Here is a 25,181-nt window from a genome sequence, read left to right as displayed (position 1 = left end):
TGTCGCCGTTCGCCACGGATCCGCTCGTCACCGAGCGCTTCCGCCACCGAACAACCCTGTCGCGTAACGATCTGTTACGTGACCCACTGTAATGTGACGATCTGTCAGTTCACGCGGCCGGACCATCCGTGGTCCAGCCGGTCACGGGCGCCCCGGCACGGAGCGCCCCACGCCATCCTGACGGTCCGGGCGTCCGCCCCGCGAGGCACCCGGGGGACGATCAAGGGGCAACCTCGCTGCCCTCGCGTCGGCCGCCGCCTGTCCCCAGGGCCCTTGACTCGGCGCATGGACCATCAGATGTAGCCTTCCCGCAAGGCATAGGCCACGGCATGGGCACGGTTGCGGAGCTGCAGGCGGGTCGTCAGACCGTGCATGACGTTTTTGACCGTGCGTTCGGAGTACGACAGTTTGCTGGCAATCTCCCCGGTATCCATCCCCTCGGCCACCAGGCGGAGCACATCGACCTCACGTGGCGCCAGGCCGGACGCCGTGGCGCCCGACAGGCTGGTCGTGCCGCGCTGTAACGTGCCGACCTGGGCTATCAGCCGTCCCAGCAGGTCGGACGGCAGATCCCCGTCGCCCCGGGAGGCCGCGAGGACCGCTTGGAGAAGCCGGTGGCCGGTGGCCTCGCGCCGCCAGACGATCGCGCCGACGCCGTACTCGATGACCTGGAGCAGCTCTGCCTCGCGGATCAGGCTCGTGACGAGGACGGCCTTGGTGCCGTCCGCGCGTGTCAGCCGCCTCAGCCGCGAGAGCGTGGGTTCGTCCAGCGCCTCGGTGAGCAGGACCGCGACCGTGCCCGCCCGGCCCGCGCCCTCGTCGACCAGCTCGACCTCGGGCTGCCGGCGCAGTTGGCTGACCGCTCCGTCGTGGGAGAGCGGGTCCGACGCATGGACCTCCACCGGGATTCTGACCGGGGTTCGAAGAACCGTGCCCATACGTCCTTGCGTCCTTGCCTCAGCGGAACAAACCATTCCTGCTCTTCCCACCCTTTCTCCGCTGGCAGGACGGCCACAACCGTGGCCCACCACGAGACCGACCACGAGATCGGCGAGAGGTTTCCGTGATCGTCACTCCGAGTGAGCCGGGGATCCCGGCACCGACCCGTGCGCCGGTCCCGACCCGTGCATCGGTCCCGGACCAGCCGTCGGTCCCGAACCCGCCGGTCCCGGGCCCCGACTGGGCCGGACTCCTGGAACGCGAGGCCGCGCTGGACCTGTTGTCCGCGGAGGCCGGCCGGGCCATGGGCGGATCCGGACGGCTGGTCCTGTTCCGCGCACCCACCGGTACGGGCCGCAGCGCGCTGCTGGAGGCCGCCGCCGAACTGGGCGCGAAGCTCGGCATGCGGATCCTGCGGGCCCATGCCTCCGCCGACAGCTCCGGCATCCCCCTCGCCCTCGTACGGCAGCTCCTCAACCCGCCGCCCGTTCTCGGCGGCCCCGACGACGACACCCCGGAGACCCCGCACCACCTCGGCTACCCGTCCCGCCTGTGGCAGTTGCTGTGCGAGCACGCGGCCGAGTCGCCGCTGCTGGTCGCCGTGGACGACGCGCACCTCGCCGACCAGGCCTCCCGGCGCTGGCTGACCGAGGGGGCACGTCGGCTGACCGGGATGCCGGTCCTGATGGTGGTGACCGAGCGCGGCCAGTACGACATCGCCCCGCCGTCACCGGGCCTCGCGTACTCCCTGTCCCCCAGCGTGGTGCGGGTGCACCCGGTAGCCCCGCTGAGCCGTCCCGCCGCCGAGGAGCTGATCCGGGACTCCCTCGGCAAGGACACCACCGACGCCTGGGTGGACGGCTGTGTACGGGCGGGCGCCGGCAACCCGCTGCTGCTGCGCGCCCTGCTCGACGACCTGCGGGCGGTCTTCCCGGACGGCGGCGGCCCGCAGCCGCAGCCGCCCGAGCCGCAACTGCCCGAGAACTGCGCCGAGCTGTACCCGGGGGCGTTCGTGGCTGCGGTGTCGTGGTGGCTGGAGAGCACGGGTCCCGGAAGCACCGCGGTGGCCCGCGCGCTCGCGGAGCTGGAGGACGCGGCGGCGGAGCGGTACGGCGAGGGGACGAGGGAGCGGGAGGAGGAAGGGCAGTACGGGTCCCCCCGCGGTCCCGGACTGCCCGGCTCCCGCCCGGGATCCACCGACCACGACGAACCCGGCCCCGGCCACGACCTCGCCGGCTTCCTCGCCGAGCTGACCCGGGCCGACCCCGCCCGCGTCGGCGGCTGGATCAGCGCGATGATCCGGCTCGGCCTGCTGCGCCGCGCCCCCGGCACCGGCGCCCCGCGCTTCGCGCACCCCCTGCTGCGCGGAGCGGTCCTCGACGGCTGGCCCCGCGCGCGCCGGGAGGCCCTGCACCGCCAGGCGGCCGAACTGCGCCAACGCCGGGGCGACGGAGGCGAAGCGGTGGCCGGACATCTGCTGCGTACCACCACCGACGGCGCGGCGTGGGTGGCCAAGACCCTCCTCGACGCGGCGGCCGACGCCGCCAGGTCCGGCCGGACCGGCGCCGCCGCGCACTATCTGCGCCGCGCGCTGGACGAACCGCTGCCGCGCGAGCGCCGGGCCGCGGTGCTCACCGAACTCGGCGAACTGGAGTTCGCCACCTTAAGATCCGGCGGGATACCCCGGCTGGCCGAGGCGCTGCGCCTCCAGGAACAGCCCAGGGACCGGGTGCTGGCCGCGGTCACCCTGGGCAGCGCCCTGACCAACCGGGGCGAGCCGCACGCCGCCCTCGACGTCCTGCGCGATCTGGGCGCCCTGGACGGCGAACCCGTCCTCGCCCGTACGGTCCAGACGGCGTCCGCGTTCTTCTCCGACCACGACCGGGAGATCAGGCGGGCCGTCTACTCCCGGCTGCGCGAAAGCGCCGAGCACACCCCGGAACGGATCAGTCCGGCCCTGCGCGCCCTGCTGATCCGGTACGAGGCGACGGCCGGGCTGCTGTCCGCCGAGTCGGCCGCGCCGCAGATCCGGCGGCTGCTGACGGTCCCGGAAGATCCGCTGCTGATGCCGTACCTGCTGGCCACGGCCGCCGCCGTGACGCAGTGGACCGACGCGCTGGACGACGCCGAGCGGCTCATCAGGACGGGCCTGACCGAGCACCGGCTGTCGCCACTGCACCCGGTCCACAGCTCGCTGCTCAACACGCGGGTGGATGCCGCCGCCGCACGCGGCCATTACCGGTGGGTGCTGGAGGAGACCGCCGACAGGCTCCGGGCTCCGGAGGACGCGCTCCGTACCGGCGCGAGCAACTTCCTGGCCCACCGCGTCCTCGCGCTCGTCGAGCGCGGCCGCCCCGCCGAGGCCGAACAGCTCGTCGCCGGGGTCAATGTCAAGGACTCGTACGACAGTTGGGAGCTGAACCGCTTCCTCTACGCGCGCGGTGTCCTGCGCGCGGCCGTCGGCGATCCGGCGGGCGCGCTGGACGACTTCCGGGAGTGCGGCAGGCGCCAGCTCGGCCGCGGCGTGGAGAGCCCCGTCGTCACACCCTGGCGCTCGGCCGCCGCCGAATGCCATCTCCTCCTGGGCGAACCGCAGGAGGCCCTCGCGCTCGCCGAGGAGGAGCACCGGTACGCCGCCGTGTGGAACACGCCCCGGACCAGGGGCCGCGCGCTGCGCGTCCTGGGCGCGGCCACCGGCGGGCGGCGCGGGCTCGCGCTCACCGCCGAGGCCGTCGGCATCCTGCGCGGCACCTCGCTCGACGTCGAGCTGATCCCCGCGCTCATCACCCACGGCCTCCAGCTCACGGCCGCCGGGCAGCCGGGCCGCGCCCGCCCGCTGCTCAGGGAGGCCGCGACGGCGGCCGAACGGCTGGGCGCGGTCCGGCTGTCGGGCGAAGCGGAACTGGCCCTGCGCGCCAGCGGCGCCCGCCGCAGGAACGCCTCCCTCACGGGCCGTAGCTCACTGACCGCGAGCGAACACCGCATCGCCGCGCTGGCCGCCGGCGGCCGGACGAACGCCGAGATCTCCGAACTGCTGCACCTGGCACGGCGCACGGTGGAGACCCATCTGACCAGCACCTACCGCAAACTGGGCATACGACGCAGGGCGGACCTGCCGGCCGCGCTCAACAGCGAGACCCCGTAGGGCGTGCTGCCGACGTGTCCCCCTACTCGCGGCGCAAGCAAGTCGCGCCGCAAGCTACCTGAGCCGCTGGCTACCTGAGCCGCTGGCTACTTGAGTCGCATGGCTCGCAGCAGCGACTGCGTCCTGCCCAGACCGGGCGCGCCGTCGAGCTGGTTCTCGCTCTCGGGGGTCACCCAGCCCAGCGCCTTCCAGAACTCCAGGGCCTCCGGGGGGAACAGGTGCTGGAACTCGTCCTTCGCGATGGCCAGGTCGGGTGCCTTGGGGGTGCTGTGGTCCTGTTCCATGACGCCGTGATGCCGGCCGGTGTACTGCTTGAGGACCTTTTCCACGAAAGCAGGTCCGGAGATGTCGGGGGCCAGGCCCGGGAGATCCCCGTCGACCACCTTGGGGCCGTACTTCTCCTTCAGCTCGGCGAAATGCTTCGGGAGTTTCCTGAGGAGTTCGGCCATGAACTCCGACCCGGGCGCCAGGATGAAGTTGTTGCCCAGGACTCCCTTGTCGTAGCGGGCGGTGGCCGCGTCGCCCAGCTCCTCCTGGGTCGGGTCCTGATTCGTCCCCTCCCGGCCCAGCGCCGAGTCCACGCTCTTCTTGTCACGCAGTCGCGGGGCGAGCAGGGGAACGTCCTCGCTGTGCATCAGCACCTCGGGCGCCGATTTGAGCTGTACGGCGCCCGGCGCCACGTCGACGTCCATGTACACACCGCCGTACTCCTTCATCACGGTGTAGCGCAGGATGTCGGAGGCCAGGTTGTGGGCCTTCTTGCCCTTGGCGTCCTTGTAGATCCGGTAGTTCTCCGGGCCCGCCTTCTCCTTGACCAGCTTGTCGCTGTCGGAGCGGATCGTGAGATGTCTGCCGAAAGTCTTCGCGAGGTCCTTGAGCGTCGAACTGCCCGCGTCGGTCCACAGAGTCAGCGTCCAGTCGCTGTCCTCGGCGTTCTCCATCCACGCGTTCAGGTTGGCCACGACGGCGTCGCTGGGCCTGCCGCCCAGCCAGATGAAGTGCAGGTCTCGCGGCACTCGGACGCGACGCTCCGACGGCTGCTTGTCCGCCGCGCTCCACACCCGCTCGATGTTGCCGACCTGGGCGTCGAACCCCCTGCTGCTCAGGCGGTTGAGCAGCAGGCGGTAGATGTCCGACCGGTCCGCGGCCGCGAGGTGGCGCACATAGCCGGCGAGCCGGTCGTCGTCGCCCGAGAAGAGTTCGGTGTTCTGATGGTCGCGCAGTTGGAGACTCTCGCCGCGTGCCGACTCGCCGGTCTCCTGTTCCCCGGGGCGCTCGTCTGTCGCCGTCCCTCCTCCGGGGGTCCGCTGCACAGACGCCGGCCCGCTCATGGGCCGCCCGTGGCTGTCGCACCCCGGGCCGTGCTGATGCCGGTCGCCGGTCACCGGCCGCGTCCCGGTGGAGACGCGCTGGACGGGGGCGGGCCCGGACATGGCGCGGTCGGACGCGGTCTCCGCGAAGCGCTCGCCCCGGTCACGGGGGTGGGAGATGGCCAGTCCGGCACCGTTGTCCGTGCCCAGAGCCGGTTCCGGGTCCAGGGTGTGGGCCAGCTCGTGCGCCCAGTCCTTCTTGCTCATCGCGCCGCCGTCGACGATGTGCCCGCCGGTGGCGAACGCCTTGGCGTCGATCACGGCGGCCGCCTTGCGGGCGACGGTCCCGTCATGGACCTGCACGGCACTGAAGTCCGCGCCGTCGTAGCGCGCTTCCATCTCCTGCTGGAGGCCCGGCTCCAGCGGGTGCGACGACGACCGCAGGGCATCGTCCACGGCCGCTCGCTGTACTCGCGCGTGGTCGACTTCCTCGTCCCGCGCGGGCCCGGCCGAGGCTCCGCCTCCCCCGGCAGCGACACGCTGAAGATGCCTCAGCCAGTGGGCGTTCAGTCCGACGGTCTCGCCCGCACGGGACGATCCTGACGCCACTCGGCCGACTCGCCCGGCGTTCTTCTCGTGCGCATGCACGCGGCACACTCCTTCACGCAATGGGACACTGCCCGCCTGATTGTCCACGCTACAGCGGGGACAAATGAAGTCCTCACCGGTGCAGACCTGTTGCCCTCGGACACCGCGCCTCGGGCATCGCGCCCCGGGCGGCGCGCCCCGGGAGTGGGACCGCTCTCACCCTTCGCGTACACCCGGTCACCGGTCACCGGCCATGCGACCTTCGTCAGGGCGCGGCGCCGTCCTCCCCGGCCCGCAGCAATTTCGCCACGGCCGCGTTTCCCGCGGTGTGCTGCAGGAGTCTCAGACGTGCCGAGGTGCCGCTCTCGGGAGCGGACCACGCGATCTTCCTGACGGCGCCGGCGGGCTCCGTGGTGGTCGCGGGTTCCGTGGTGGTCGCGCGCGTTTCCGCCTCCGCTGCGCCCTCCTGCCGGTCGCCGTCCATCCGTCGTCTCCTCGTCCCTGGTGCTGTAACCGGAAAAGTCGTGACCGGAAAGGTTCACCGGCTCGCGATGCCCGGCGCGGCGCCTCGGCGCGCTGCCGGACCGGCCCGGTGCATCCCGTACAAGGGCAATCCTCTCCTTCGCGACGCACCACACCGAACTCCGCGGGCCCCCGGCGAACCTTTCCGGCCACAGCACCGGCCCGAGCCCGTCCCCGAAGCGAGCCGCTCCACAGCGACCCCGACCGCACGCGCCTCTGCCCTCAGGCGTGCCCCGCCCGCACGTCGCGAGTGACCTACCTCGTGGGCCTGTTCAGATACAGATCGGCCTGTTCAGATGCGGATCACGATCTTTCCCCGGGTGCGTCCGCGCTCGGCGTGCGCGTGGGCGTCGGCGATCCGCTCCAGGGGGTAGACCTGTTCGATGCGGGGTGTGTAGCGGCCTTGCCCGCCCAGTTCCGCCGCCGCGGACAGGAGAGCGGAATCGTTCTCCGCGTTGACCACATGCGTGCCCAGGCGCTGCCCGCCCGCGTGGTCGGCGACCGTCGCGACGCGCTTCGGGTCACCTGTGATCGCGACGAGGTCGTCCAGCGATCCGGAGGCCGCGGTGTCGAGCACGATGTCGACTCCGCGCGGGGCGAGGGTGGTGAGGCGCTGTGCGAGGCCGGGGCCGTAGGTGGTGGGAACGGCGCCGAGTGCGGTGAGGAACTCGTGGTTGCGCTCACTGGCTGTCCCGATCACCGCGGCACCCTGCGCTACCGCGATCTCGACCGCCGCGCTGCCCACGCCTCCGGCGGCGCCCTCGACGAGGAGGGTGCGCCCCGCGAGGGAGCCGAGCGCGTTCAGTCCACCCATCGCGGTCACGGACGCGAGACCGGCGGCAGCGGCCTGCTCGTCGTTCCACGTGGCGGGGGTGTGCGCCCAGGCCGAGAGGATGAACAGCTCCGCGGTCGCCCCGGTGACACCGCCCAGTCCGAAGACCCGGTCGCCGACGCTCACCCCCTGCACCCCGTCGCCGATCTCGTCGACCACACCGGCGCCGTCTCGCCCGGGAATGGCGGGCAGCTCCAGGGGAATCAGCTGGTGCAGGGCGCCGGCGCGCAGTTTCCAGTCGATGGGATTGACGCTGGCCGCCGCGACGCGGACACGGACCTCACCGGGTCCGGGGTGGGGGTCGGGGGCCTGCTCGATCACCAGGCTCTCCGCTCCGTCGTATTCGTGGAACCGGGCTGCGCGCATAAGGGTCTGCCTTACTTCGACGGGCCGGAATGACGTGTTCATCCGACGCTCGTCACTCTAGAACCTGACGTTGACGTGAGGTGCAAGCCACAACTGCCGCCCGGCCGGAGGAGGGCAGGCGCGGATGGGTGAGGCTGCCGTGCGTACGTGAACCGCGTGGACGCCCTCGGGTCCGCCGCCGGGTCATGGTCGATCCCGGCGCCGGTAACGGTTCGACCGGCCCCCAGGGCTGCCCCGGGGCCGGTATTGGTAGCCTGAATCTGACGTCCACGTGAGGTATGAGCGGGAAGGGAGTGCCCTGCGTCATGCGCATAGGACAGCTCGCCAGGCGGTCAGGGGTCAGCGTGCGGGCCCTGCGCTACTACGAGGAACAGCGGCTCCTGGAATCGGCGCGGACGTCCGGTGGGCAGCGTGACTATCCCGACGAAGCCCTGGAGCGGGTCCAGCTCATCCAGGACCTCTTCGCGGCCGGTCTCTCCAGCCGTACCGTCGTCGAACTCCTGCCGTGCGTGAGCACCGGCGTCGCGACCCCCGCCATGCTCGACCAGCTCATCGTCGAACGCGACCGCATCGCCGCACGCATCCAGGACCTGACCCGGGCCAGGACCAAACTCGGCCGCGTGATCGAGAATGTGACCGCGGCGAACGTGGCGCAGGACTGATCAACCCTTCGCGAGAGGTGGGGCCCGGCCTGTCCGGCGTCTACCTGGCACTGGCCGGCCACGGGAAGCCCCAGGCGTATCCGGAGGCCGTCGCCCCGGACGGGGTGCTGGTGATCGACCACTCCGACAAGGAGGCGCCGACCTGCCAACGATGACAGAGACTGCGGTGCCCCTTCTCGCCACGACCGTCGCGGGCCGGGCTTCCGTCCCAGCCGGGGCATCTCTGACTGCTCGATTCGTGGACGGGTGGGATCTTCCCACCACCCGGGGGATGATCCCGAGGCCCTCGCGTCGCCTCCGGATCATCCCCCGAACCCGGCCCGGCGAGGCTCACGGGCATCCGCTCGGTGGATCCGGGCTCAGCTCACAGCACCCGACCGCACGACCCGCACCTCGCCCGCCGGTATGTGCAGTGCTCCGCCGACGGGTTCGTCGGTGAGCATTTCCCGGCCCCGCGCGGTGACGACCGCGTCATCGCCGGCGTGGTTGACGAAGAAGGTGAAGGTCTCCTCGTCGTTGCGGCGCACGAGCACCTCGACCCCGCTCGGCACGTTCGCCACGCCGGTGGGGCGCACCAGCGAACGTGTCAATGCCAGCAGCGCGTCGCTGTCGAGTCCGGCCGAGACGTACACCGCACGGCCCCCGCCCTCCAGCGAACGCGAGGTGATCGCCGGACGTCCGCTGAGATGGCCCCCGGAGTACCGAGCGATCACCTCGGCGTCGCCCGCACGCACGAGTTCGGTCCACTCCGCGCCGGACCACCCGTTGTCGAGGGTGAACGTCTCCCCCTCCTGCAACGGCCGGAACTCCTCGCACCACGCGCCCAGGAGGTCACGGAACGCGCCCGGGTATCCGCCGAGCCGCACGCGATCGTGCTCGTCCACGATCCCCGAGAGGAAGCTCACCACGACCGTGCCGCCCGCTTCGGCGAAAGCGCTCACCCGCGTCGCCGTATCGTCGTCGGTCAAGAAGAGCCCTGGCACCACGAGCACCTCGTACCCGGTGAAGTCGGACCATGGCGGGAGCACCTCGATGCTCTCGTTCAGCCGCCAGAACGCGTGATGCCAGTCCCGGACGAGGCGACCGTAGGCAAGGTGATTGTTCGGCTTGACTCCCTTCGTCATGGCCCAGCCCGCCTCGTCGTCGAACAGGATGCCGACACGGGCCTGGGAAGTGCGTGAGCCCATGACCGGGGCGAGACGCCGAAGGTGCCGGCCCAGAGTGCACACGTCGCGATAGAGCTGGGTGTCCTCGCCGGCGTGGGGAACCATCGCCGAGTGGAACTGCTCCGCGCCGGCCCGGGAGGCGCGCCACTGGAAGAAGAGGACGCCGTCGGAGCCGTGGCCCACGTGGCTCAGGCTGTTGCGGATCAACTCGCCCGGCGCCTTGGCACGGTTGCGCGGTTGCCAGTTCACGGCGCTGGTCGAATGCTCCATGAGCAGCCACGGACGGCGCTGTGTCGTCATCGCGCGCATCCGGTCACCGGAGAATGCGACGTCCTGCTCGGGCAGCGGGTCGGATGAGCGCGTGTAGTGGTCGTTCGCGACGATGTCCATGTGCGGCGCCCACCGGGGGTAGTCCACGACGTCGGGCTCGGCGCCGACCATGAAGTTCGTCGTGACGGGGAGTTCGGGCGTGACGCTCTTGAGTACCTCTCGCTCGGCGAGATAGTGCGCCAGAAGCTCGTCCGAGGAGAAGCGGTCGAAGTCGAGAACGAGCGAAGGATTCTTCGAGTCATTGCCGCGCGGCGGGATGATGTGTGCGAAGTCGCGGTACGTGTGGCCCCAGAAGGCGGTGCCCCATGCCTCGTTGAGAGCGTCGAGTGTCTCGTACTCACCCTGTAGCCACCTGCGGAAGGCCGCTGCCGACGTGTCGCAGTAACAGCGGCCGTTGCCGCCTCCCAACTCGTTGCTGACGTGCCACATCACGACGTGATCGCGGTGGCCGTAGCGTTCCGCCAGCGCACGGGCGATGCGTAGCGCGTACGCGCGGAAGACCGGGCTGCTCGGGCACCAGCCGAGCCGGGCGCCGGGCCAGTGCGGCTGCATGTCGTGGTCGACGGGGTAGATCTCGGGGTGTGCCGCCAGCAGCCAGCCCGGGGGCGCGGCCGTCGGTGTGGCGAGGTCGATGGCGATGCCGCTGTCCGCCAGGAGGCCGACTATCTCGTCCATCCAATCCCAGTCGAACTCACCGTCCGCCACCTCGACGAGGCCCCAGGAGAAGATGCCGAGCGAGACGAGGTTGACACCGGCCTGCTTCATCAGGCGGACATCTTCCTTCCACACCTCCTTGTCCCACTGCTCAGGGTTGTAGTCGGCTCCGAAGCTCAGCCCATGGGTGGGCCAGTCGTTGTCAGTGTGGGACCAGGTCATCCTTTGACTCCTCCAGCGATGAGGTCGAGGCGCCAGAACCGTTGCAGGAACAGCACCAGGGCGATGAGGGGAACGATCGCGAGCGCGGCGCCGACGATGGCCAGCGTGTAGAGGGAGGGCGAGCCCGCGCCGCGCTCCAGCAGGGAGTTCAGCCCGACGGTGAGGGGGAAGGTCCGGGTGTCGGAGAGCATGAGGTACGGCAGGAGGAAGTTGTTCCAGATGCCCACGAACTGCAGGAGGAACACCGTCACCATTCCGGGCAGCATGAGGGGGAGCACGACGCCCCGGAAGATCCGCCACTCGCCGGCGCCGTCGATCCGCGCGGCTTCGAGCATCTCCGTCGGGATGGTGCTCGCGGCGTACACCCGGCACAGATAGATGCCGAACGGGCTGATGATGCTCGGGAGCAGCACCGACCACTGTGTCCCGGCCAGCTTCAGGTCGGACATCAGCAGGTACTGCGGCACCGCGAGGGTGATGCCGGGGATGAGCAGTCCGGCGAGAATCGCGACGAAGAAGATCCGGCCGCCGCGGAACTCGAACTTCGCCATGGCGTAACCGGCGGAGGCCGACACGAGTGTGGACAGGATGCCTCCCACGCCCGCGTAGAGGAGCGAGTTCAACGCCCACATTCCGTAGACGCCGCCGTCGTGGGAGAAGAGGTCGCCGAGGTTGTGGAGCAGACCGGTTCCGGGGGCGAAGGTGAAGGAGCTGAACAGCTCGCCCGGGGCCTTGCTGGCAGCGACGAACACCCAGACCACGGGGAGGAGGCAGTAGAGCGCGCCCGCCACCATGACGAGTGTGGGGACGATCTTCGTCCGCCCGTGCGACGCTTGGCCGACCGTGCTCATCGCATCCCCCGTCTCGTCGAGACGCGGACCATGGCGAGGACCACGAGGGACACAGCCGCGGTACCGAGGGCGAGGATGATCGACGCCGCCGCCGCGTCATGGAGATTGCCCAGGAGGAACGCGTCCTGGTAGATCGACATGAGGGGAACCCACGTGTCGGAGATGGTGTTCGTCAGAGGCTTGAGCATCAGCGGCTCGCCGTAGAGCTGAAGCGATCCCAGGAGCGCGAAGATCGAGGTCAGGAGCAGCGCGGGACCGACCAGCGGCACCTTGACCCGCAGGGCGATCTGGATCTCGCTCGCCCCGTCCAGGCGGGCCGCCTCGATCAGTTCGTGGGGAATGCCGCGCAACGCCGTGTAGATGACGAGCATGTTGAACCCGACCGCGCCCCAGATGGAGATGTTGGCGATCGCGCCGTAGATCCCACTCGTCCCCAGGAAGGGGATGTCGCCCCATCCGAGGGACCGGGTGACGTACGAGAACGGGCTCGTCCCCGCCAGATACATGAACCCCCACATCAACGCGGCCACCACACCCGGCACGGCATAGGGGATGAAGATCGCCGTGCGCCCGAAACGCCGCAGCTTCACGCCCGGTGTGTCAAGGAGCAGGGCGAACAGCAGGGCGAGGCCGAGGGTCAACGGCACCGCGATCACACCGTAGATCGCCAGACGTCCCAGGCCGTCGACCAACTGGTTGTCGCCGAGGACCGACAGGTAGTTGTCGAACCCGACGAACACCGTGGAGGGAATGCCGAGGGCGCCGCCCCCGATCCGCCGCTCGGCGAAGAGGCTGGTGCCCAGCGCGTACACCACGGGGATCACCGTGAAGACGGTGTACAGCACTATGGCGGGAGCGCTGAACAGGTACGGCGCGATGCTCCGGCGACGTGGACGCGGACGCGGACGGCGCCGCGTTGGCGGCGAAACGCCCCCCGCTGTCGACCCGGTGGCTCTTTCGGCCATGACGGGGTTGGTCATGCGAATAACCTCTCTGACGCTTTGCGCTCTTTCTCGGCTCGCGGCTCTCGGCTCGCGGCTCGCGGCTCCAGTGCCGTGACCGGCGATGCTCGCCCGAAGGAGCGTCGCCCGGTGAGTGCGGTCGCGAGGCGGCCGGACATCCTGGTGGCGGAGCTACCCGGGGTTTTGGCCAACGGCGAGCGTGCGTGCCGGGCGGCGCGTCGGGGCAGAGCTTGCCGGGAGGGGCACTAGCTCTCGTTTACGTCGAATCCCTGTTTCTTCAGGTCTTCCACGACGGCTTTCTGGGTGACGGTCAGGACATGCGTCCATGAGGTGCCGTTCCGGATGGCGGCGTTCATCGCATCCGTGAAAGCGGCCGAGGCGACGTTCGTGTTGGGGCCCCAGGTCACCGGGCGCGTGTGCTTGGCGATCTCAGCGGTGATCCTGTAGTAGTCGGTCTGCTGCGGCATGAGCGCCGGGGGTTTCTGCGAGGCGGCGGCCTTCTGCCCTGACAGCGCCGCGGGGTAGCCGTTCTGCACGTTGAGGATCATTTTCGCGCCCTCGTCACTGGCATTGAGCCACTTCGCGAACTCCGCTGCCTCCTTGGGGTGTTCGGAGTGGGCGGTGACCATGACCGAGGAACCACCCTGGAACGAGACGGTCGGGTCGTCCGCGTTCCACCGGGGCAGGGGGGCGAGCGCCCACTTGCCCGCGGTCCTCGGCGCGACGCCGTGGATGACGCCGGGAGCCCACACGGCGGAGGGCCAGGAGAGCATCGTGCCGTCATTCAACTTCTGGTTGTACGTCGGCGTCAGTTGCGGATCGGCCGCGACGAGCCCGTCCTCGTACATTCCCTGGAAGAACTCCAGCACCTTGCGGGAGTTCTCTCCGTCGATGTCGACGCTCCACTTGTCCTCGTCGATCGACCACCAGTCATCGCCGGCCTGCGCCGCCACAGCGGCGTACCAGCCCCATCCGTCGGGGGCCAGGGAAGCCATCGTGAGCTTCGGGTTCCGGGCCTTGATCCTGGCGGCCGCCTCGCGGAAATCCGCCCACGTCCGGGGCGCGGCGACACCGTACTTGTCGAAGACGTCCTTCCGGTACAGCAGCGCCATGGGACCGACGTCCTGGGGCAGTGCGTAGGTCCGGCCGCTGAAGGTCGTCTGCGCCCACGAGCCGGGTGCGTACTCCTTCTTCACGTCGGAGACGTGGTCGGTGATGTCCTTCGTCGCCCCACTGACGATCATGCGCGGCAGTGATGTGTTCTCCACGAGCGCGAGGTCGGGCGCGTTGCCCGCCCGGACCGCGGCCAGGAGCTTGGCGGACGACGTGTCGCCGCCGCCGGCGTCGGTGTGGACGACCTTGATGTTGGGATGCGTCCGGTTGAACTCCTTGACTTCCGTCGCGCTCCCGGGCGCCCACGCCCAGTACCGCAAGGTGACCTTGCCGTCGGAGGCGGCTCCGACCGAGCAGGCGGGAACGAGGAGTGCGGTAACGGCTGTGCCGATTGCCGCAGCCAGGATCTTGCGGGGTTTCCTGGTGCGCATGAGTCTCCCTTGACTCGGAGCGGGCTCGGCCCGTCGCGGGACCGCGCATCGCGCTCTCGCCCCGAACGAGGGCGCGATGAGCATCGCCCGCACCGAGAAAGTTTGTCAATAGAGATGACAAACGCTGCCCGGCCGCGCGCTCAGTGCTCGGATTCGGCGAGCCGCCGGTAGAGGGCCAGGCCGGCCGCCGCCCGCGCCCACTCGAGGAAGTCGAACGTCGTGACCTCGATAACCGGCGGGTCCGGCGCGGCATACACCGAGCGCATCCCCTCCTCGAAGTCCTCGGCGCGCGAGTCGAGGACCGACGGGCTGTCGCCCGTCAGGATCACCTTGTCGGGGTCGAGCAGATTCAGGATGTGTCCGGCCGCCGCACCGATTCCGCGCGCGGCGCGTGCCAGCCGCTCGCGCGCCACCCGCTCACCCGCCTCGGCGCGCTCGATGACCTCACCGAATGTCCGGGCGCCGTCGACACCGTCCACGATCGAGGTCGTGGAACTCTCCGCCCAGAGGCAACCGCGATGGCCGAGAGGACACCGCACACCGTCGTACGCGACCTGGACGTGCGAGAACCTGCCCGCCCTGCGGTGCGCGCCGAGGATGATCTTGCGGTCGGCCACCAGGCCGAACCCGATTTCCCGGCCGAGCGAGATGAGCGCCATGCTGTCTTCCCCCTCGGCCAGGCGCGGCCATTGCTCGAACGCGGTGAGCGCCACGACGTCGTCCTCGGCCCACACCGGGATACCGAACTCCCGCTCCCACGCGGAACGGGCCGTCTCGGGGGCCACGGCGTGGAGCCCGACGCCTTCCGCGGCCCCGTCTATCCGCTCCGCGGAGCCGCACACGGCCAGCGCGGCCACCCGCAGCCCGCTCGCCTTCGCCTCGTCCAGCCAGTCGCGGCAGTGCGCGCCGATGACTGAAGCGCTCAGCTCGTCGACATGCCGCCGGCGCTCCCAGACCACCTTGTTGGTCAGATCGATCCCCGCCGCGACGAGCTCACCGGCACGGACGTGTACGCCGAGGAAGTGGAAGAGATCGGTCGTGGCCAGCAGCATGTCCGCGGGGCGGCCCGTGCTCGCCCGCTGCTCCTTGCCGCCTTCGACGATGAGGCCCGCGGCCTCGAGATCTCGTGCGATCGTCGTCATCCGGGTGCGGGACAGCCCGAGCTTCGTCGCCACCTCGCTCTTGGAGAGCCCACCGTTCCACAGGATGCGGTTGTACGCCGCCTGCGTCGTCGGGTGCAGTCGCGGCCATCCGGGGCCGGCCCCGGAACGCGCGGTGAGGTCGTCAGGTGTGCTTTCCACGCGTCCATCCAACAGGATCTCCCGACGTCTCCGCGCCGCGGCACGGTCCCCTCACGGGATCAACCGCGAGACCGCGCAGCGCCGGCACCGACCGCCGCGACGGCGCGGATCGCGGGAAGGCCGCGGGACGCCTCGATCCTGACCCTGACCTCGTCGACGACGCGCGGGGGGAAACGCAGGATGCGCTGGTAGCCGACCGAGTCCGCCCCGGCCATCACCTGTTCGCGCCCATCGGCGACCCCGATCACCACGACCCGTTCGATGCGCTGCCCCTGGGTGATGTCCTCGCGGATGACCACGGCGCCGACCTCGGTGGGGCCGGTGAGGACGAGCGAGAGGGTGGGCGCGGCATCGGACGCCTCCGGATGCCACGCTTCCGGAGCCGCCGCATCCCCGGCCAACCGTGCGAGCGCGGACCGGTCGGCCACCGGCCCGCCCGCGTGCGTGCGCGGCGCCCCGGACGACAGGGTGACGTCCGCGTCCAGCACTCCGTTACGGAACGCCCGGACGCGTTCGCCCAACCCCGTCAGTGCGGCAACGTCGGGAGCGGCCACGAGGCCACGGGCGTCGGGGGGCACGTTGAGCAGCAGACACGCGTTCCCGCCGACCGCGTCACACCACAGATCGAAAAGTTCGTCAGCGGAGCGAACGGAGCCGTCCTCGTGCTCGTGGTAGAACCACCCCGGCCGGATGGACGTGTTCACCTCGGCGGGGTACCACACGAGATCGTCAAGTCGGCCGGCGAGGGCCGCTCTGCTGCCCAAGTCCTCGTCGCCGCTCCGGACGAGCCGCGAAAAGGCTCCGTCATCGACGCGCTGCGAGTGATCGGCGATGCGCTCGACGTCGCGCAGCGCAGCGGGCACGACGCTCCATTCATCCGGGCGCGTGTGTCCGGCCTCGTTGCCGCACCACCGAACGTCCGGCCCGCAGACAGAGATCACCGCATCGGGTTGCAGCCGCCGGACGACCGCGTAGTAGCGCTCCCAGTCGTACTCCTGGTGCGCACCGTCAGCCCCCTCGCCGTTGGCACCGTCGAACCACACCGAGAACACCTCGCCGTAATGGGACAACAACTCCTCCAACTGGCCCACGAAGAAGTCGTCGTACGAGGTCCCCGAGCCGTACGACGGCTCCGTGCGGTCCCAGGGCGACAGGTAGACGCCGAACTTGAGGCCGTGCCGTCGCGCCGCGTCGGCCACGAGTCGCACCAGGTCGCCCTTTCCGCCTCGCCATCCGGAGGCGGCGACGGAGTGCGCGGTCAGCCGCGAGGGCCAGAGGCAGAAGCCGTCGTGATGCTTGACCGTGAGGATGGCGCCGGTCATCCCCGCCGCGGCGAACGTCGACATCCATTGATCGACGTCCAAGTCGGACGGGGCGAACAGAGCCGGATCCTCGCCACCCGTCCCCCACTCCCGGTCGGTCATCGTGTTCATGCCGAAGTGGACGAAGGCGTAGAACTCCATGGACTGCCACGCCACCTGTCGCGCGCTGGGCCGAACTCCGGTCAACGCCCCGATCTCGTCGGCGGCCTCAGGGGAAGGAGAGAGCATGATGTCATCGGTCATCCGATTCATCCTGTTCGGTGATGGGGCGGCTTATGTTTGTAACCTCAGTTGACAAACGACACCCTAACCGTCCGCCGGACGCTTGAGCCAGAGCCGCGACTCATGGTCGGGCGATGAGTCGCCGCACCGGCCTTCGACATGCGGCTCCACAAGCGGCGCAACGTCGTCGAGCGGTACCGCCACGCATCCGTTCCGTAGCCGAGGCTGACTATCTCACTGCGTGAGGCGCTTAAATCTATGGCGGCCGGAGTAGACATTGGGCGGTGGTGTGGCTATGGTTTCTCTCGTAGCCCAGAGAGACAGCAGGGCCTGGCAGAGACGAACTGCCGGGCAGCGGTAACCGCAGTTGCAGTTCGCAGGACGGCGCGGTGGTGGAGTTTCGAAGCCAGGGTTGTTGCAGGACGGCGACGGGACTGACGACCGGGCCGGGTGGCCCGTAGTGATCAGGGGCCGCCGTGAGCAGTACCCGCAAGTGCGTTATCCAGCAGTGAAGTTGAGTGAGCAGCACCTTGGTGAAGGCGTCGGCTGCGGGCGCGCGCACCGGGAGGTTCGACAGTGGGGTTCTAAGCCGGAGCAGACGCAGGAAGGGCGACGGGGCTGGCTGTCGAAGAGTGGTGCTGTCACAGGCCACAGCAGTACCGGCAAGAGGTTGGTAGACCCCAGAGGGAGAACGGAGGAGCCAGGCGCCATCAGGATCGCCCGGGCGGAAGTCTTGAGCCCGGGTACCGCAGGACATCGATAGTGAGGTGGTCTCCGGTCAAGCAACCGCGATCCCCGCGACCCCGGCAACTTCCAAGTCGGGTCAGTGGAAACAGAAGGCCGGCGCAGAATCAGGGCCGGCAGGTGGTGTAGCAGTTCCTTCGGGGCCCTGGTGCCATACGGCACCGGGGCCCCTCCAGGCGTTTCATAGAGAGGTGCAATGACAGCAGACGATTCGTTCGGCCGTCTCGACGACGACGACTATCCCGCCTACACGATGGGCCGGGCCGCCGCGATGCTCGGTACCACGCAGGGCTTTCTCCGTGCTATCGGCGAAGCCCGCCTCATCACTCCGCTGCGTTCCGAGGGCGGACATCGCCGCTACTCCCGCTATCAGCTGCGCATCGCCGCCCGTGCCCGGGAGCTCGTCGACCAGGGCACCCCGATCGAGGCCGCCTGCCGCATCGTCATCCTCGAAGACCAGCTCGAAGAGGCCCAGCGCATCAACGCCGAATACCGCCACGCCGCCGAATCGGAGAACCCGAGGACCGCAGGCTGAGGTGGCGCGTGACCGCCCCGCCCCGCCCCCCGCCCGGCCCGAGCGTGGAGCGTGTAGCCGCCCCCAGGCCGCATGCCCCCCAACTGGTTCGCCACGAACAGCGGGCGTCGGCCGTCAGGCGATGGTGGTGAGATCTGGGCGCACTTGCGACAGGGCCGCACAGCAGCACTGCTGCTGCGCGGCCCTGAGTGCGTCGGGCCCGGCGTGCGGGCCGGCGGGCCGCCGCGTCGGACAGGAGGGTGCCACTGCGGTAGTCGCGCCCTCCGAGCCGTCCATGGCGACCGCTCCTGCTGGAACGTTGCACTGCGGGCGGGTCAATATCTATTACCGCGAGACGAGAATTAAACGTGTCGCGCGAACAGTGTGTTTACCGCAGCCAGCAGAGTGGATTTATTGAGCGTACGCAGGCCGCTACCGCATGCTACTGTCGATCTCAGTTGCAGTCGTGGTTCCCAAATCTTCAAGCGTCTTCACCGGTTTTTTCTGCCGTTGTAAGCGTTTTTATATTTCCGGTCATTTTCCGGGCGGGGCATCGTCGCAGCGACCCGGTATCCGTGCATTGCGGGTCCCGGCGTACTGCCCCAAGGGAGATATGACATGGCGTCCGGCACCGTGAAGTGGTTCAACGCGGCCAAGGGTTTCGGCTTCATCGAGCAGGACGGCGGAGGCGCTGACGTGTTCGCGCACTTCTCGAACATCGCCGCCCAGGGCTTCCGTGAGCTGTCCGAAGGCCAGAAGGTCACCTTCGACATCGCGACGGGCCAGAAGGGCCCGACGGCCGAGAACATCGTTCCCGTCTGACGCTGACGCTGACGCGCACTTCGTAGCTGGGGCCCGTATCCCTCGGGGTACGGGCCCCAGCTACGGGAATTTCCCGCAGAGGGTTCGCCTGTGGGGAAAACCACCGCCCACAGACCCTTCTCCAGGGATGCGGGCCTCTTCGAAGCTGCACCCATAGGCGTCCTGGACTTCACGTCCGCATGGCGCCACCTATTTCCGTTCCCGCACCCGCACCGGATTCACCGCAGGTCGGATTCGCTTTCATTTCCGCATTCATTCGGCCCGTTCTTGTGATTCCCCGCGCTGCTCTTCCGCTGCGGGAATTCCTTGGTACGTGCCGTATCAAGGAAGGTTCTGAATGAACCCCACACGTACGAACAACCGCTCCTCCCGCAGCCGTACCGGCGGCCCTGCTTTCGGCTCCGGCTCCGGTTCGGGCCGGGGCAGCCGCGTCGGCTCGCCCGCCCCGAGCCGTTCCGGGGGCCCGCGCCGCTCGGGCGGCTACGGCAGGCGGCCCGCAGCGGTGCAGGGCGAGTTCGCCCCGCCGAAGACGATCACTCCCGCGCTGCCCGCCGTCGAGGCGTTCGCCGACCTCGACATGCCCGAGCAGCTGCTTGCCGCGCTCAAGGCGCAAGGCGTGAGCGTCCCGTTCCCGATCCAGGGCGCGACCCTGCCCAACACCCTCGCGGGCCGCGACGTCCTCGGTCGCGGGCGCACCGGCTCCGGCAAGACCCTCGCCTTCGGCCTGGCCCTGCTGGCCCGCACAGCCGGACAACGCGCCGAGGCCCACCAGCCGCTGGCCCTGGTCCTCGTACCGACGCGTGAGCTGGCGCAGCAGGTGACCGACGCGCTCACCCCCTACGCCCGTTCGGTGAAGCTGCGCCTGGCCACCGTCGTCGGCGGAATGCCGATCGGCAGGCAGGCCAGTGCGCTGCGCGGCGGGGCCGAGGTCGTCGTCGCGACTCCGGGCCGCCTCAAGGACCTCATCGACCGCGGTGACTGCCGGCTGGACCAGGTCGCGATCACGGTCCTGGACGAGGCCGATCAGATGGCCGACATGGGTTTCATGCCCCAGGTCACCGCGCTCCTGGACCAGGTTCGCCCCGAGGGGCAGCGGATGCTGTTCTCCGCCACCCTCGACCGCAACGTCGACCTCCTGGTCCGCCGCTACCTGACCGACCCGGTCGTCCACTCCGTCGACCCGTCCGCGGGCGCGGTCACCACGATGGAGCACCACGTGCTGCACGTCCATGGCGCCGACAAGCACCGGACGACGACCGAGATCGCGGCGCGCGAGGGCCGGGTGATCATGTTCCTGGACACCAAGCACGCCGTCGACCGGCTGACGCAGGATCTGCTGAACTGCGGCGTCCGGGCCGCAGCCCTGCACGGCGGTAAGTCGCAGCCGCAGCGCACCCGCACTCTGGCCCAGTTCAAGACCGGGCACGTCACCGTGCTCGTCGCGACGAACGTCGCGGCACGCGGCATCCACGTCGACAACCTCGACCTCGTCGTCAACGTCGACCCGCCGACCGACCACAAGGACTACCTCCACCGCGGCGGGCGTACGGCGCGGGCCGGCGAGTCCGGCAGTGTCGTCACCCTGGTCACCCCCAACCAGCGCCGTGACATGACCCGCCTGATGGCGGCCGCCGGCATCGTGCCCCGGACCACGCCGGTCCGCTCCGGGGAAGAGGCACTCAGCCGGATCACCGGCGCCCGGACGCCCTCCGGCATTCCTGTGACGATCACCGCGCCGGTGGCCGCGCGGCGTGAGCGCGGCCGCAGCACCGCCTCCCGCGGCCGGCGCAGCTCGGCCTCAGCTGCCCGGCGCACGATCGTGCGGCAGTCCTCCTTCGACGCGGTGGCCTGAACCCTTGTTCAGGAACCCCACCCGGTGAGGGCCGCCCACGTGCGGACGGGGCGCCAAGGACACGGCCGGACCGCAGGTCTGTGACGAGGGTGACCGTACGGCTACGGCCAGGGCTGCTCGCCACCCGGCCGTAGCCGTATGAGAGCCGGGCCTTGTCGGTTTGTCAGTTGGTTGTTCGTGGGGTCTGTTCCCGTGGGAGTTGTTCCAGCCAGTTCCAGAGGGCGTGTTCGCGGTCGGAGTTGTAGGACTCGGTCGAAGACGGCATGGCTTTGTTCGGTGGATGTAGGCGCCGGTCGGGGCGGGGGTGGCGCCGAGGATGGCGTCGGCGAGTTTCCTGCCCGCGGGGGCGGGGGTGTCCACCAAGGGTGTGGCCGCCAGTACCGGGACGATTCTCCGCATCAGGAAGGGGAACGCGCCGCCGGTTTCCCGGGCGAGTCCGGTTCCGATGACGAGGCTGGGGTTGTAGGCGATGATGTCGACGCCTTCGGGCAGGCGGCGGGACCACTCGTGGACCAGGTATATGCCGCCAAGTTTGCTGGTGACGTAGGCACGGCGGCCGGCTCGGACGTTCCCGGAGCGGTTGAACGCTCCGGGTTGGGAGATGTCCGGGATGGCCCACCGGGGCGAGGGCATGCTGCCTCCGGTGTGTCGGAGGTCGCCGAAGTGGGCGTCGCTGACCGTGACGACGATGCGGGCCGGCGGGTGAAGGTGGGGGTGGAGTTGCCGCAGGAGCTGGTGGGTGGACATGACGTTCACGGCGAAGGTCCGCTCGTAGCCGTCGACCGTGGCCTCCAACGCGCTGGACAGGTGCACACCCGCGTTGAGGACCAGGCCCCGCAGCGGAGGCAGGGCGCCGGAGTCGAGGAGGTCTTCCAGGCGCGCGCCGGCTGCGGCGACGCTGGCCTTGCCCGCCAGATCGATGTCGACGTGTGAGACGTGTGGGGAGATCTCCCGCAGGCCCGGCAGTGTCCCGGCGGCGGAGGAGGCCCGTCCGAGAACGACCAGGTGGGTGTCGGGGCGGCGTCTGAGGACGTCCCGCGCGGCCTCCAGCAGCTGCTCGACGGCCTGAACGACGTCATGCCGGTCACCATCCACGACGGCCGGCTCGACATGCTCGCCTTCAACACCGCCGCCGCGGACCTGTTCGGGCCCCTCTTCGACGACGGACCCTACGGCCGCAACATCGCCTACCAGGCCTTCACCGCGACGGGACTCGACAAAGTACTCGGGAACGAAGGGGCCGAACAACTGGCCCGGGTGGCCACCGCCGAACTCCGCAAAGCACTCAGCCACTACTCGGAGGACGAGTATCTCCGCTCCCTGTTCCGCGAACTCTCGACAACCAAGCCCGAGTTCGACCGCCACTGGCAGAAGGGGGAGATCGGGACCTGGAGTTCCGCGATGAAACACGTCAATCACCCGACAAAGGGCCCGCTCGCGTTCGACAGCGAAATGCTCCACGACCCCGAGAACGACCACTGGGTCATGCTCTTCGCCCCCCCCACCACACCTGACCCACCCACCCCCAACAGCACGCCCGGCGCCGGTGACCTGGGTGTGGAACAGCCAGCCGGCCCCGGCTCCTGGTGGGACTCGGGTCGGTCCGGCCAACGCGTTGGTGAGCGGGTCGACATACCGCCGCAGCGGCGGTAACCGCCGGCGGCCGCGCGCTCGTTCCTCGTGTCGGGCGGGCGCGACCTCCAGCGCGAGCTGACCTACGACGGGCTGCGGGCCCGCGGAGGCCAAGGGGCAGCGAGGGCGGACGCCGCCCCGCCGTGGCGGCCGACAGCACCACCGCCGTGCGCACCGCGTACCTCGACGGCCGCTCCGTCGCCGCCCTCGCCCGCGACCGCGGCGTCAGCCGCGGCGCGATTCCCGGATTTCGGCGGCCTGCTCGACCGGGACGAGATACTTCAGCTCGAACCGGTTGAACGCGTGCAGCCTGCTGGCCACATGGAGCGGTTGCTCACCCTCCTGGGCCGACTCCCCCGGGACCGATGGGTCCGGGGCCTTCCGCAATGCGGCCACCGCTTCTGGTCGCGACACCATGCGCCTCCTTCGTCGTACGAGCCGGACCGGCCGGCATCGATACGCAACCAACGGCGCGTGAGTAACGCATGAGAATCCTGGGTCAAATGAAGGAGGATATGAAGTGACCAGGAAATGAACGCCGACGTCCTCGTCGTGGTCGCCTATGACGGTGCGGCTGAAGGCCGGGTGGGGGGGGCGTACGGGACGAGGTCGCCGCCGACGGCGGTGGAGGCGTCCCGCACCTCCACCGCCGCCGCCTCGGCGGGCGCCGGATTCACCGCGGTGACCTGTGACCGCCGGTGATGTGTTCGTGGCGGGGTATGGGGGCACCGCGGCGTGGATTTCCTTCGGTTCGCCCTTGTCTGTGTGGTGGGTTTGATCAGGTGCGGGTCCAGCGTTGGTTGCTGCCGTTCGAGCAGGAGTAGAGCTGGATCAGGGTGCCGTTGGCGGTGCCGGCCCCGACGGCGTCGAGGCAGAGACCGGACTGGACGCCGACGATGGATCCGTCGGAGTTGAGGCGCCATTTCTGGTTGTCGGCGCCCCAGCAGCTGTAGATCTGGACCTTGGTGCCGTTGCCGGTACCGGCGGCGTCCAGGCACTTGTCGCCGTAGACCCTGAGCTCACCGGCGGCGGTATAGGTCCACTGCTGGTTGGTCGCGCCGCGGCAGTCCCACAGGTTGAGCTGGGTGCCGTCGGCGGTGCTGGAGCCGGGCACGTCGAGGCAGCGGCCCGAACCGACGCCCTTGACCGCTCCGGCGTCCGAAGGGGGCGTGGTGGTGCCGCCGTTGAGCGCGTTGAGGACGGCGGTGTAGGCGGCCTTCTTGCTGCCGTCACTGTTGAACAGCAGCGGCGTCTGCTCCGCTCGCCAGGAGTCGCTGTCTCGCACACCCCAGACGGTGATGCCGAGACAGCGCGGGACGGCCAGGCAGTCGTTGGTCACGCTGGTGTAGGTCGCGGCCGAGGCGCCCTGGATGTCGAGTTCGGTGATGGCCACGTCGACCCCGAGGGCGGCGAAGCTCTGCAGGGTGGTGCGGAAGTTGCTGTTGTACGGGCTGCCGCTGTTGAAGTGCGACTGGAAGCCGACGCAGTCGATCGGCACGCCGCGCTGCTTGAAGTCCCGGACCATGGCGTACATGGCCTGGGTCTTGGCCCAGGTCCAGTCCTCGACGTTGTAGTCGTTGTAGCAGAGCTTGGCGGCCGGGTCGGCGGCGCGCGCGGTGCGGAAGGCGACCTCGATCCAGTCGTTGCCGGTGCGCTGGAGGTTGGAGTCCCGCCGGGCTCCCGAGCTGCCGTCGGCGAATGCCTCGTTCACGACGTCCCACTGGTCGATCTTGCCCTTGTAGTGGCCCATCACGCCGTTGATGTGGTCGTTCATCGCCTGGCGCAGCGTGCTGCCGCTGAGGCTCTGCATCCAGCCGGGCTGCTGGGAGTACCAGGCCAGCGTGTGACCGCGCACCTTCTTGCCGTTCTGCACCGCCCAGTTGTAGACGCGGTCGGCGGCGGTGAAGTTGAACTGGCCCCGCTGCGGTTCGGTGGCGTCGATCTTCATCTCGTTCTCGGCCGTCACCGAGTTGAACTCACGGCCCGCGATCGTCGTGTAAGCCGAGTCACCCAGCCTGCCCGAGGCGATGGCGGTGCCGAAGTAACGTCCGCTCTGCGCCGCCGCGGCGCCCAGCGTGCTCTCGGCGGCCTGTGCGGTCGGCGGCGCGCCCAGTGCGGCGGTCGCACCGAGAACGCCGACGACCAGCGCCACCAGCGGACCTCTGATCTTCCGGCGGACAAGGGTTCCGGGAAGGGCGTACAAGCCCATGACGGTGCCTCCAGGATAGGAATCACGGAAGGGATCGAGCGCGGGGAAACGCGTCGTCCGCTCCGGCGCGGCAGACGGATGGAGCGGGCCGGAACCCGAGCAGCAGGAATTCACCGGTCCTCCATCGCGGCTCAGCCGGGGGACCGCCACGCGGCGTCGCGCGCCTCTCCCACGGTGCGAAGAGCCGGGATGCCCTGGTGCGATCCTCACCGGAACGAAACGGGGTGGCGCAGGACCAACGTCGTTCGAAATGTCGAACTATGGCCGGTGTCTCAGACAGAGATGATTGAGGCGTTGACGATGGGTCGTCAATACACCGCGCAGAAGAAGTTTCGGTTCCGGGCCCGAAAATTTCTGAATCCCGCCGAGCCGGACAACGACCCTCGGCGTCGCCGTCGGCGGCTCCGTAGAGCCGCGGCCAGGACGAGTTTTCAGGGGGTTTTCCGGTCAGCGCGTAGCTTGCCGAGCCC

The 25,181-nt window shown here is 69.7% G+C and carries 21 protein-coding genes; 8 read left to right on the top strand and 13 right to left on the bottom strand.

Annotation, left to right across the window (positions count from 1 at the left end):
- Positions 1-293: 293 nt before the first annotated feature.
- Positions 294-938, bottom strand: a complete 645-nt coding sequence (locus OG627_RS25220) for a helix-turn-helix transcriptional regulator (RefSeq protein ID WP_329068752.1) — start codon at positions 936-938, stop codon at positions 294-296.
- Positions 939-1,063: 125 nt separating this feature from the next.
- Between OG627_RS25220 and OG627_RS25215 the strand changes: the two genes are divergently transcribed.
- Complete coding sequence (locus OG627_RS25215; protein WP_329068751.1) at positions 1,064-4,084, top strand: helix-turn-helix transcriptional regulator; 3,021 nt, start codon at positions 1,064-1,066, stop codon at positions 4,082-4,084.
- Positions 4,085-4,170: 86 nt separating this feature from the next.
- On the opposite strand, the gene OG627_RS25210 is transcribed toward OG627_RS25215, so the two are convergent.
- The 3 genes from OG627_RS25210 to OG627_RS25200 form a co-directional block, all read right to left on the bottom strand.
- Positions 4,171-6,042 carry an eCIS core domain-containing protein gene (locus OG627_RS25210; protein WP_329068749.1) on the bottom strand — a complete coding sequence of 624 codons (1,872 nt, stop codon included), beginning with the start codon at positions 6,040-6,042 and terminating at the stop codon, positions 4,171-4,173.
- Between the two features lie 205 nt (positions 6,043-6,247).
- Entirely contained in the window at positions 6,248-6,466 is a 219-nt protein-coding gene (locus OG627_RS25205) for a hypothetical protein (RefSeq protein WP_329068748.1), read from the bottom strand.
- Between the two features lie 330 nt (positions 6,467-6,796).
- Positions 6,797-7,702 carry an NADP-dependent oxidoreductase gene (locus OG627_RS25200; protein ID WP_329068746.1) on the bottom strand — a complete coding sequence of 302 codons (906 nt, stop codon included), beginning with the start codon at positions 7,700-7,702 and terminating at the stop codon, positions 6,797-6,799.
- 305 nt (positions 7,703-8,007) lie between these two features.
- Between OG627_RS25200 and OG627_RS25195 the strand changes: the two genes are divergently transcribed.
- A complete protein-coding gene (locus tag OG627_RS25195) occupies positions 8,008-8,364 on the top strand; it encodes a MerR family transcriptional regulator (protein WP_329068744.1) in 357 nt (118 codons plus the stop codon).
- A gap of 17 nt (positions 8,365-8,381) precedes the next feature.
- Positions 8,382-8,519 carry a hypothetical protein gene (locus OG627_RS25190; RefSeq protein WP_329068741.1) on the top strand — a complete coding sequence of 46 codons (138 nt, stop codon included), beginning with the start codon at positions 8,382-8,384 and terminating at the stop codon, positions 8,517-8,519.
- 204 nt (positions 8,520-8,723) lie between these two features.
- Here the strand turns inward: OG627_RS25190 and OG627_RS25185 are convergent, their stop codons facing one another.
- The 6 genes from OG627_RS25185 to OG627_RS25160 all read right to left on the bottom strand — a co-directional run bounded on the left by OG627_RS25185 (position 8,724) and on the right by OG627_RS25160 (position 16,959).
- Entirely contained in the window at positions 8,724-10,736 is a 2,013-nt protein-coding gene (locus tag OG627_RS25185) for a beta-galactosidase (RefSeq protein ID WP_329068739.1), read from the bottom strand.
- Entirely contained in the window at positions 10,733-11,587 is an 855-nt protein-coding gene (locus tag OG627_RS25180; RefSeq protein ID WP_329068736.1) for a carbohydrate ABC transporter permease, read from the bottom strand. Before OG627_RS25180 ends, OG627_RS25185 begins: the two co-directional genes overlap by 4 nt.
- A complete protein-coding gene (locus OG627_RS25175) occupies positions 11,584-12,411 on the bottom strand; it encodes a carbohydrate ABC transporter permease (protein WP_329068734.1) in 828 nt (275 codons plus the stop codon). The genes OG627_RS25180 and OG627_RS25175 overlap by 4 nt, the downstream gene beginning before the upstream one ends.
- 383 nt (positions 12,412-12,794) lie before the next feature.
- A complete protein-coding gene (locus OG627_RS25170) occupies positions 12,795-14,093 on the bottom strand; it encodes an ABC transporter substrate-binding protein (protein ID WP_329068732.1) in 1,299 nt (432 codons plus the stop codon).
- 140 nt (positions 14,094-14,233) lie between these two features.
- Positions 14,234-15,394: an ROK family transcriptional regulator gene (locus tag OG627_RS25165; RefSeq protein WP_329068730.1), complete on the bottom strand. Its 1,161-nt coding sequence runs from the start codon at positions 15,392-15,394 to the stop codon at positions 14,234-14,236.
- Positions 15,395-15,453: 59 nt separating this feature from the next.
- On the bottom strand, positions 15,454-16,959 hold the full coding sequence (locus OG627_RS25160) for an alpha-L-fucosidase (protein WP_329068728.1): 1,506 nt from the start codon (positions 16,957-16,959) through the stop codon (positions 15,454-15,456).
- A 919-nt stretch (positions 16,960-17,878) separates the two neighbouring features.
- On the opposite strand from OG627_RS25160, the gene OG627_RS25155 reads away from it, so the two are divergent.
- The 3 genes from OG627_RS25155 to OG627_RS25145 all read left to right on the top strand — a co-directional run bounded on the left by OG627_RS25155 (position 17,879) and on the right by OG627_RS25145 (position 20,870).
- Complete coding sequence (locus OG627_RS25155) at positions 17,879-18,217, top strand: MerR family transcriptional regulator (protein WP_329068726.1); 339 nt, start codon at positions 17,879-17,881, stop codon at positions 18,215-18,217.
- A gap of 597 nt (positions 18,218-18,814) precedes the next feature.
- Positions 18,815-19,018: a cold-shock protein gene (locus OG627_RS25150; protein WP_329068725.1), complete on the top strand. Its 204-nt coding sequence runs from the start codon at positions 18,815-18,817 to the stop codon at positions 19,016-19,018.
- A 337-nt stretch (positions 19,019-19,355) separates the two neighbouring features.
- Complete coding sequence (locus OG627_RS25145) at positions 19,356-20,870, top strand: DEAD/DEAH box helicase (protein ID WP_329068723.1); 1,515 nt, start codon at positions 19,356-19,358, stop codon at positions 20,868-20,870.
- Here the strand turns inward: OG627_RS25145 and OG627_RS25140 are convergent.
- Positions 20,817-21,965 (bottom strand): SDR family NAD(P)-dependent oxidoreductase, encoded by a 1,149-nt coding sequence (locus tag OG627_RS25140; RefSeq protein WP_329068722.1) that lies wholly within the window; start codon positions 21,963-21,965, stop codon positions 20,817-20,819. The two genes, OG627_RS25145 and OG627_RS25140, sit on opposite strands and share 54 nt — an antisense overlap.
- Here OG627_RS25140 and OG627_RS25135 point away from each other — a divergent pair.
- Positions 21,948-22,523, top strand: a complete 576-nt coding sequence (locus tag OG627_RS25135) for an MmyB family transcriptional regulator (protein WP_329068720.1) — start codon at positions 21,948-21,950, stop codon at positions 22,521-22,523. The two genes, OG627_RS25140 and OG627_RS25135, sit on opposite strands and share 18 nt — an antisense overlap.
- 204 nt (positions 22,524-22,727) lie before the next feature.
- On the opposite strand, the gene OG627_RS25130 is transcribed toward OG627_RS25135, so the two are convergent.
- A complete protein-coding gene (locus OG627_RS25130; RefSeq protein ID WP_329073220.1) occupies positions 22,728-22,919 on the bottom strand; it encodes a hypothetical protein in 192 nt (63 codons plus the stop codon).
- A gap of 114 nt (positions 22,920-23,033) precedes the next feature.
- On the opposite strand from OG627_RS25130, the gene OG627_RS25125 reads away from it, so the two are divergent.
- Positions 23,034-23,204 carry a hypothetical protein gene (locus OG627_RS25125; protein ID WP_329068718.1) on the top strand — a complete coding sequence of 57 codons (171 nt, stop codon included), beginning with the start codon at positions 23,034-23,036 and terminating at the stop codon, positions 23,202-23,204.
- Between the two features lie 76 nt (positions 23,205-23,280).
- Here OG627_RS25125 and OG627_RS25120 read toward each other — a convergent pair whose 3' ends face one another.
- Positions 23,281-24,711 (bottom strand): endo-1,4-beta-xylanase, encoded by a 1,431-nt coding sequence (locus OG627_RS25120; protein WP_329068716.1) that lies wholly within the window; start codon positions 24,709-24,711, stop codon positions 23,281-23,283.
- Positions 24,712-25,181: the final 470 nt, after the last annotated feature.

This window comes from Streptomyces sp. NBC_01429, assembly GCF_036231945.1.
Taxonomy (GTDB): domain Bacteria; phylum Actinomycetota; class Actinomycetes; order Streptomycetales; family Streptomycetaceae; genus Streptomyces.
The sequence above is the reverse complement of the archived record's forward strand: the minus strand, read 5'-3'. Positions and strand labels throughout refer to the sequence as shown.

Excerpts from the sequence above, each read along its gene's own strand:
- OG627_RS25135 (WP_329068720.1), top strand. The coding sequence starts at position 21,948 with ATGCCGGTCACCATCCACGACGGCCGGCTCGACATGCTCGCCTTCAAC.
- OG627_RS25205 (WP_329068748.1), bottom strand. The coding sequence starts at position 6,466 with ATGGACGGCGACCGGCAGGAGGGCGCAGCGGAGGCGGAAACGCGCGCG.
- OG627_RS25185 (WP_329068739.1), bottom strand. The coding sequence starts at position 10,736 with ATGACCTGGTCCCACACTGACAACGACTGGCCCACCCATGGGCTGAGC.
- OG627_RS25145 (WP_329068723.1), top strand. The coding sequence starts at position 19,356 with ATGAACCCCACACGTACGAACAACCGCTCCTCCCGCAGCCGTACCGGC.
- OG627_RS25125 (WP_329068718.1), top strand. The coding sequence starts at position 23,034 with ATGAACGCCGACGTCCTCGTCGTGGTCGCCTATGACGGTGCGGCTGAA.
- OG627_RS25170 (WP_329068732.1), bottom strand. The coding sequence starts at position 14,093 with ATGCGCACCAGGAAACCCCGCAAGATCCTGGCTGCGGCAATCGGCACA.
- OG627_RS25195 (WP_329068744.1), top strand. The coding sequence starts at position 8,008 with ATGCGCATAGGACAGCTCGCCAGGCGGTCAGGGGTCAGCGTGCGGGCC.
- OG627_RS25220 (WP_329068752.1), bottom strand. The coding sequence starts at position 938 with ATGGGCACGGTTCTTCGAACCCCGGTCAGAATCCCGGTGGAGGTCCAT.
- OG627_RS25150 (WP_329068725.1), top strand. The coding sequence starts at position 18,815 with ATGGCGTCCGGCACCGTGAAGTGGTTCAACGCGGCCAAGGGTTTCGGC.
- OG627_RS25120 (WP_329068716.1), bottom strand. The coding sequence starts at position 24,711 with ATGGGCTTGTACGCCCTTCCCGGAACCCTTGTCCGCCGGAAGATCAGA.
- OG627_RS25180 (WP_329068736.1), bottom strand. The coding sequence starts at position 11,587 with ATGAGCACGGTCGGCCAAGCGTCGCACGGGCGGACGAAGATCGTCCCC.
- OG627_RS25160 (WP_329068728.1), bottom strand. The coding sequence starts at position 16,959 with ATGACCGATGACATCATGCTCTCTCCTTCCCCTGAGGCCGCCGACGAG.
- OG627_RS25200 (WP_329068746.1), bottom strand. The coding sequence starts at position 7,702 with ATGCGCGCAGCCCGGTTCCACGAATACGACGGAGCGGAGAGCCTGGTG.
- OG627_RS25130 (WP_329073220.1), bottom strand. The coding sequence starts at position 22,919 with ATGGTGTCGCGACCAGAAGCGGTGGCCGCATTGCGGAAGGCCCCGGAC.
- OG627_RS25155 (WP_329068726.1), top strand. The coding sequence starts at position 17,879 with ATGACAGCAGACGATTCGTTCGGCCGTCTCGACGACGACGACTATCCC.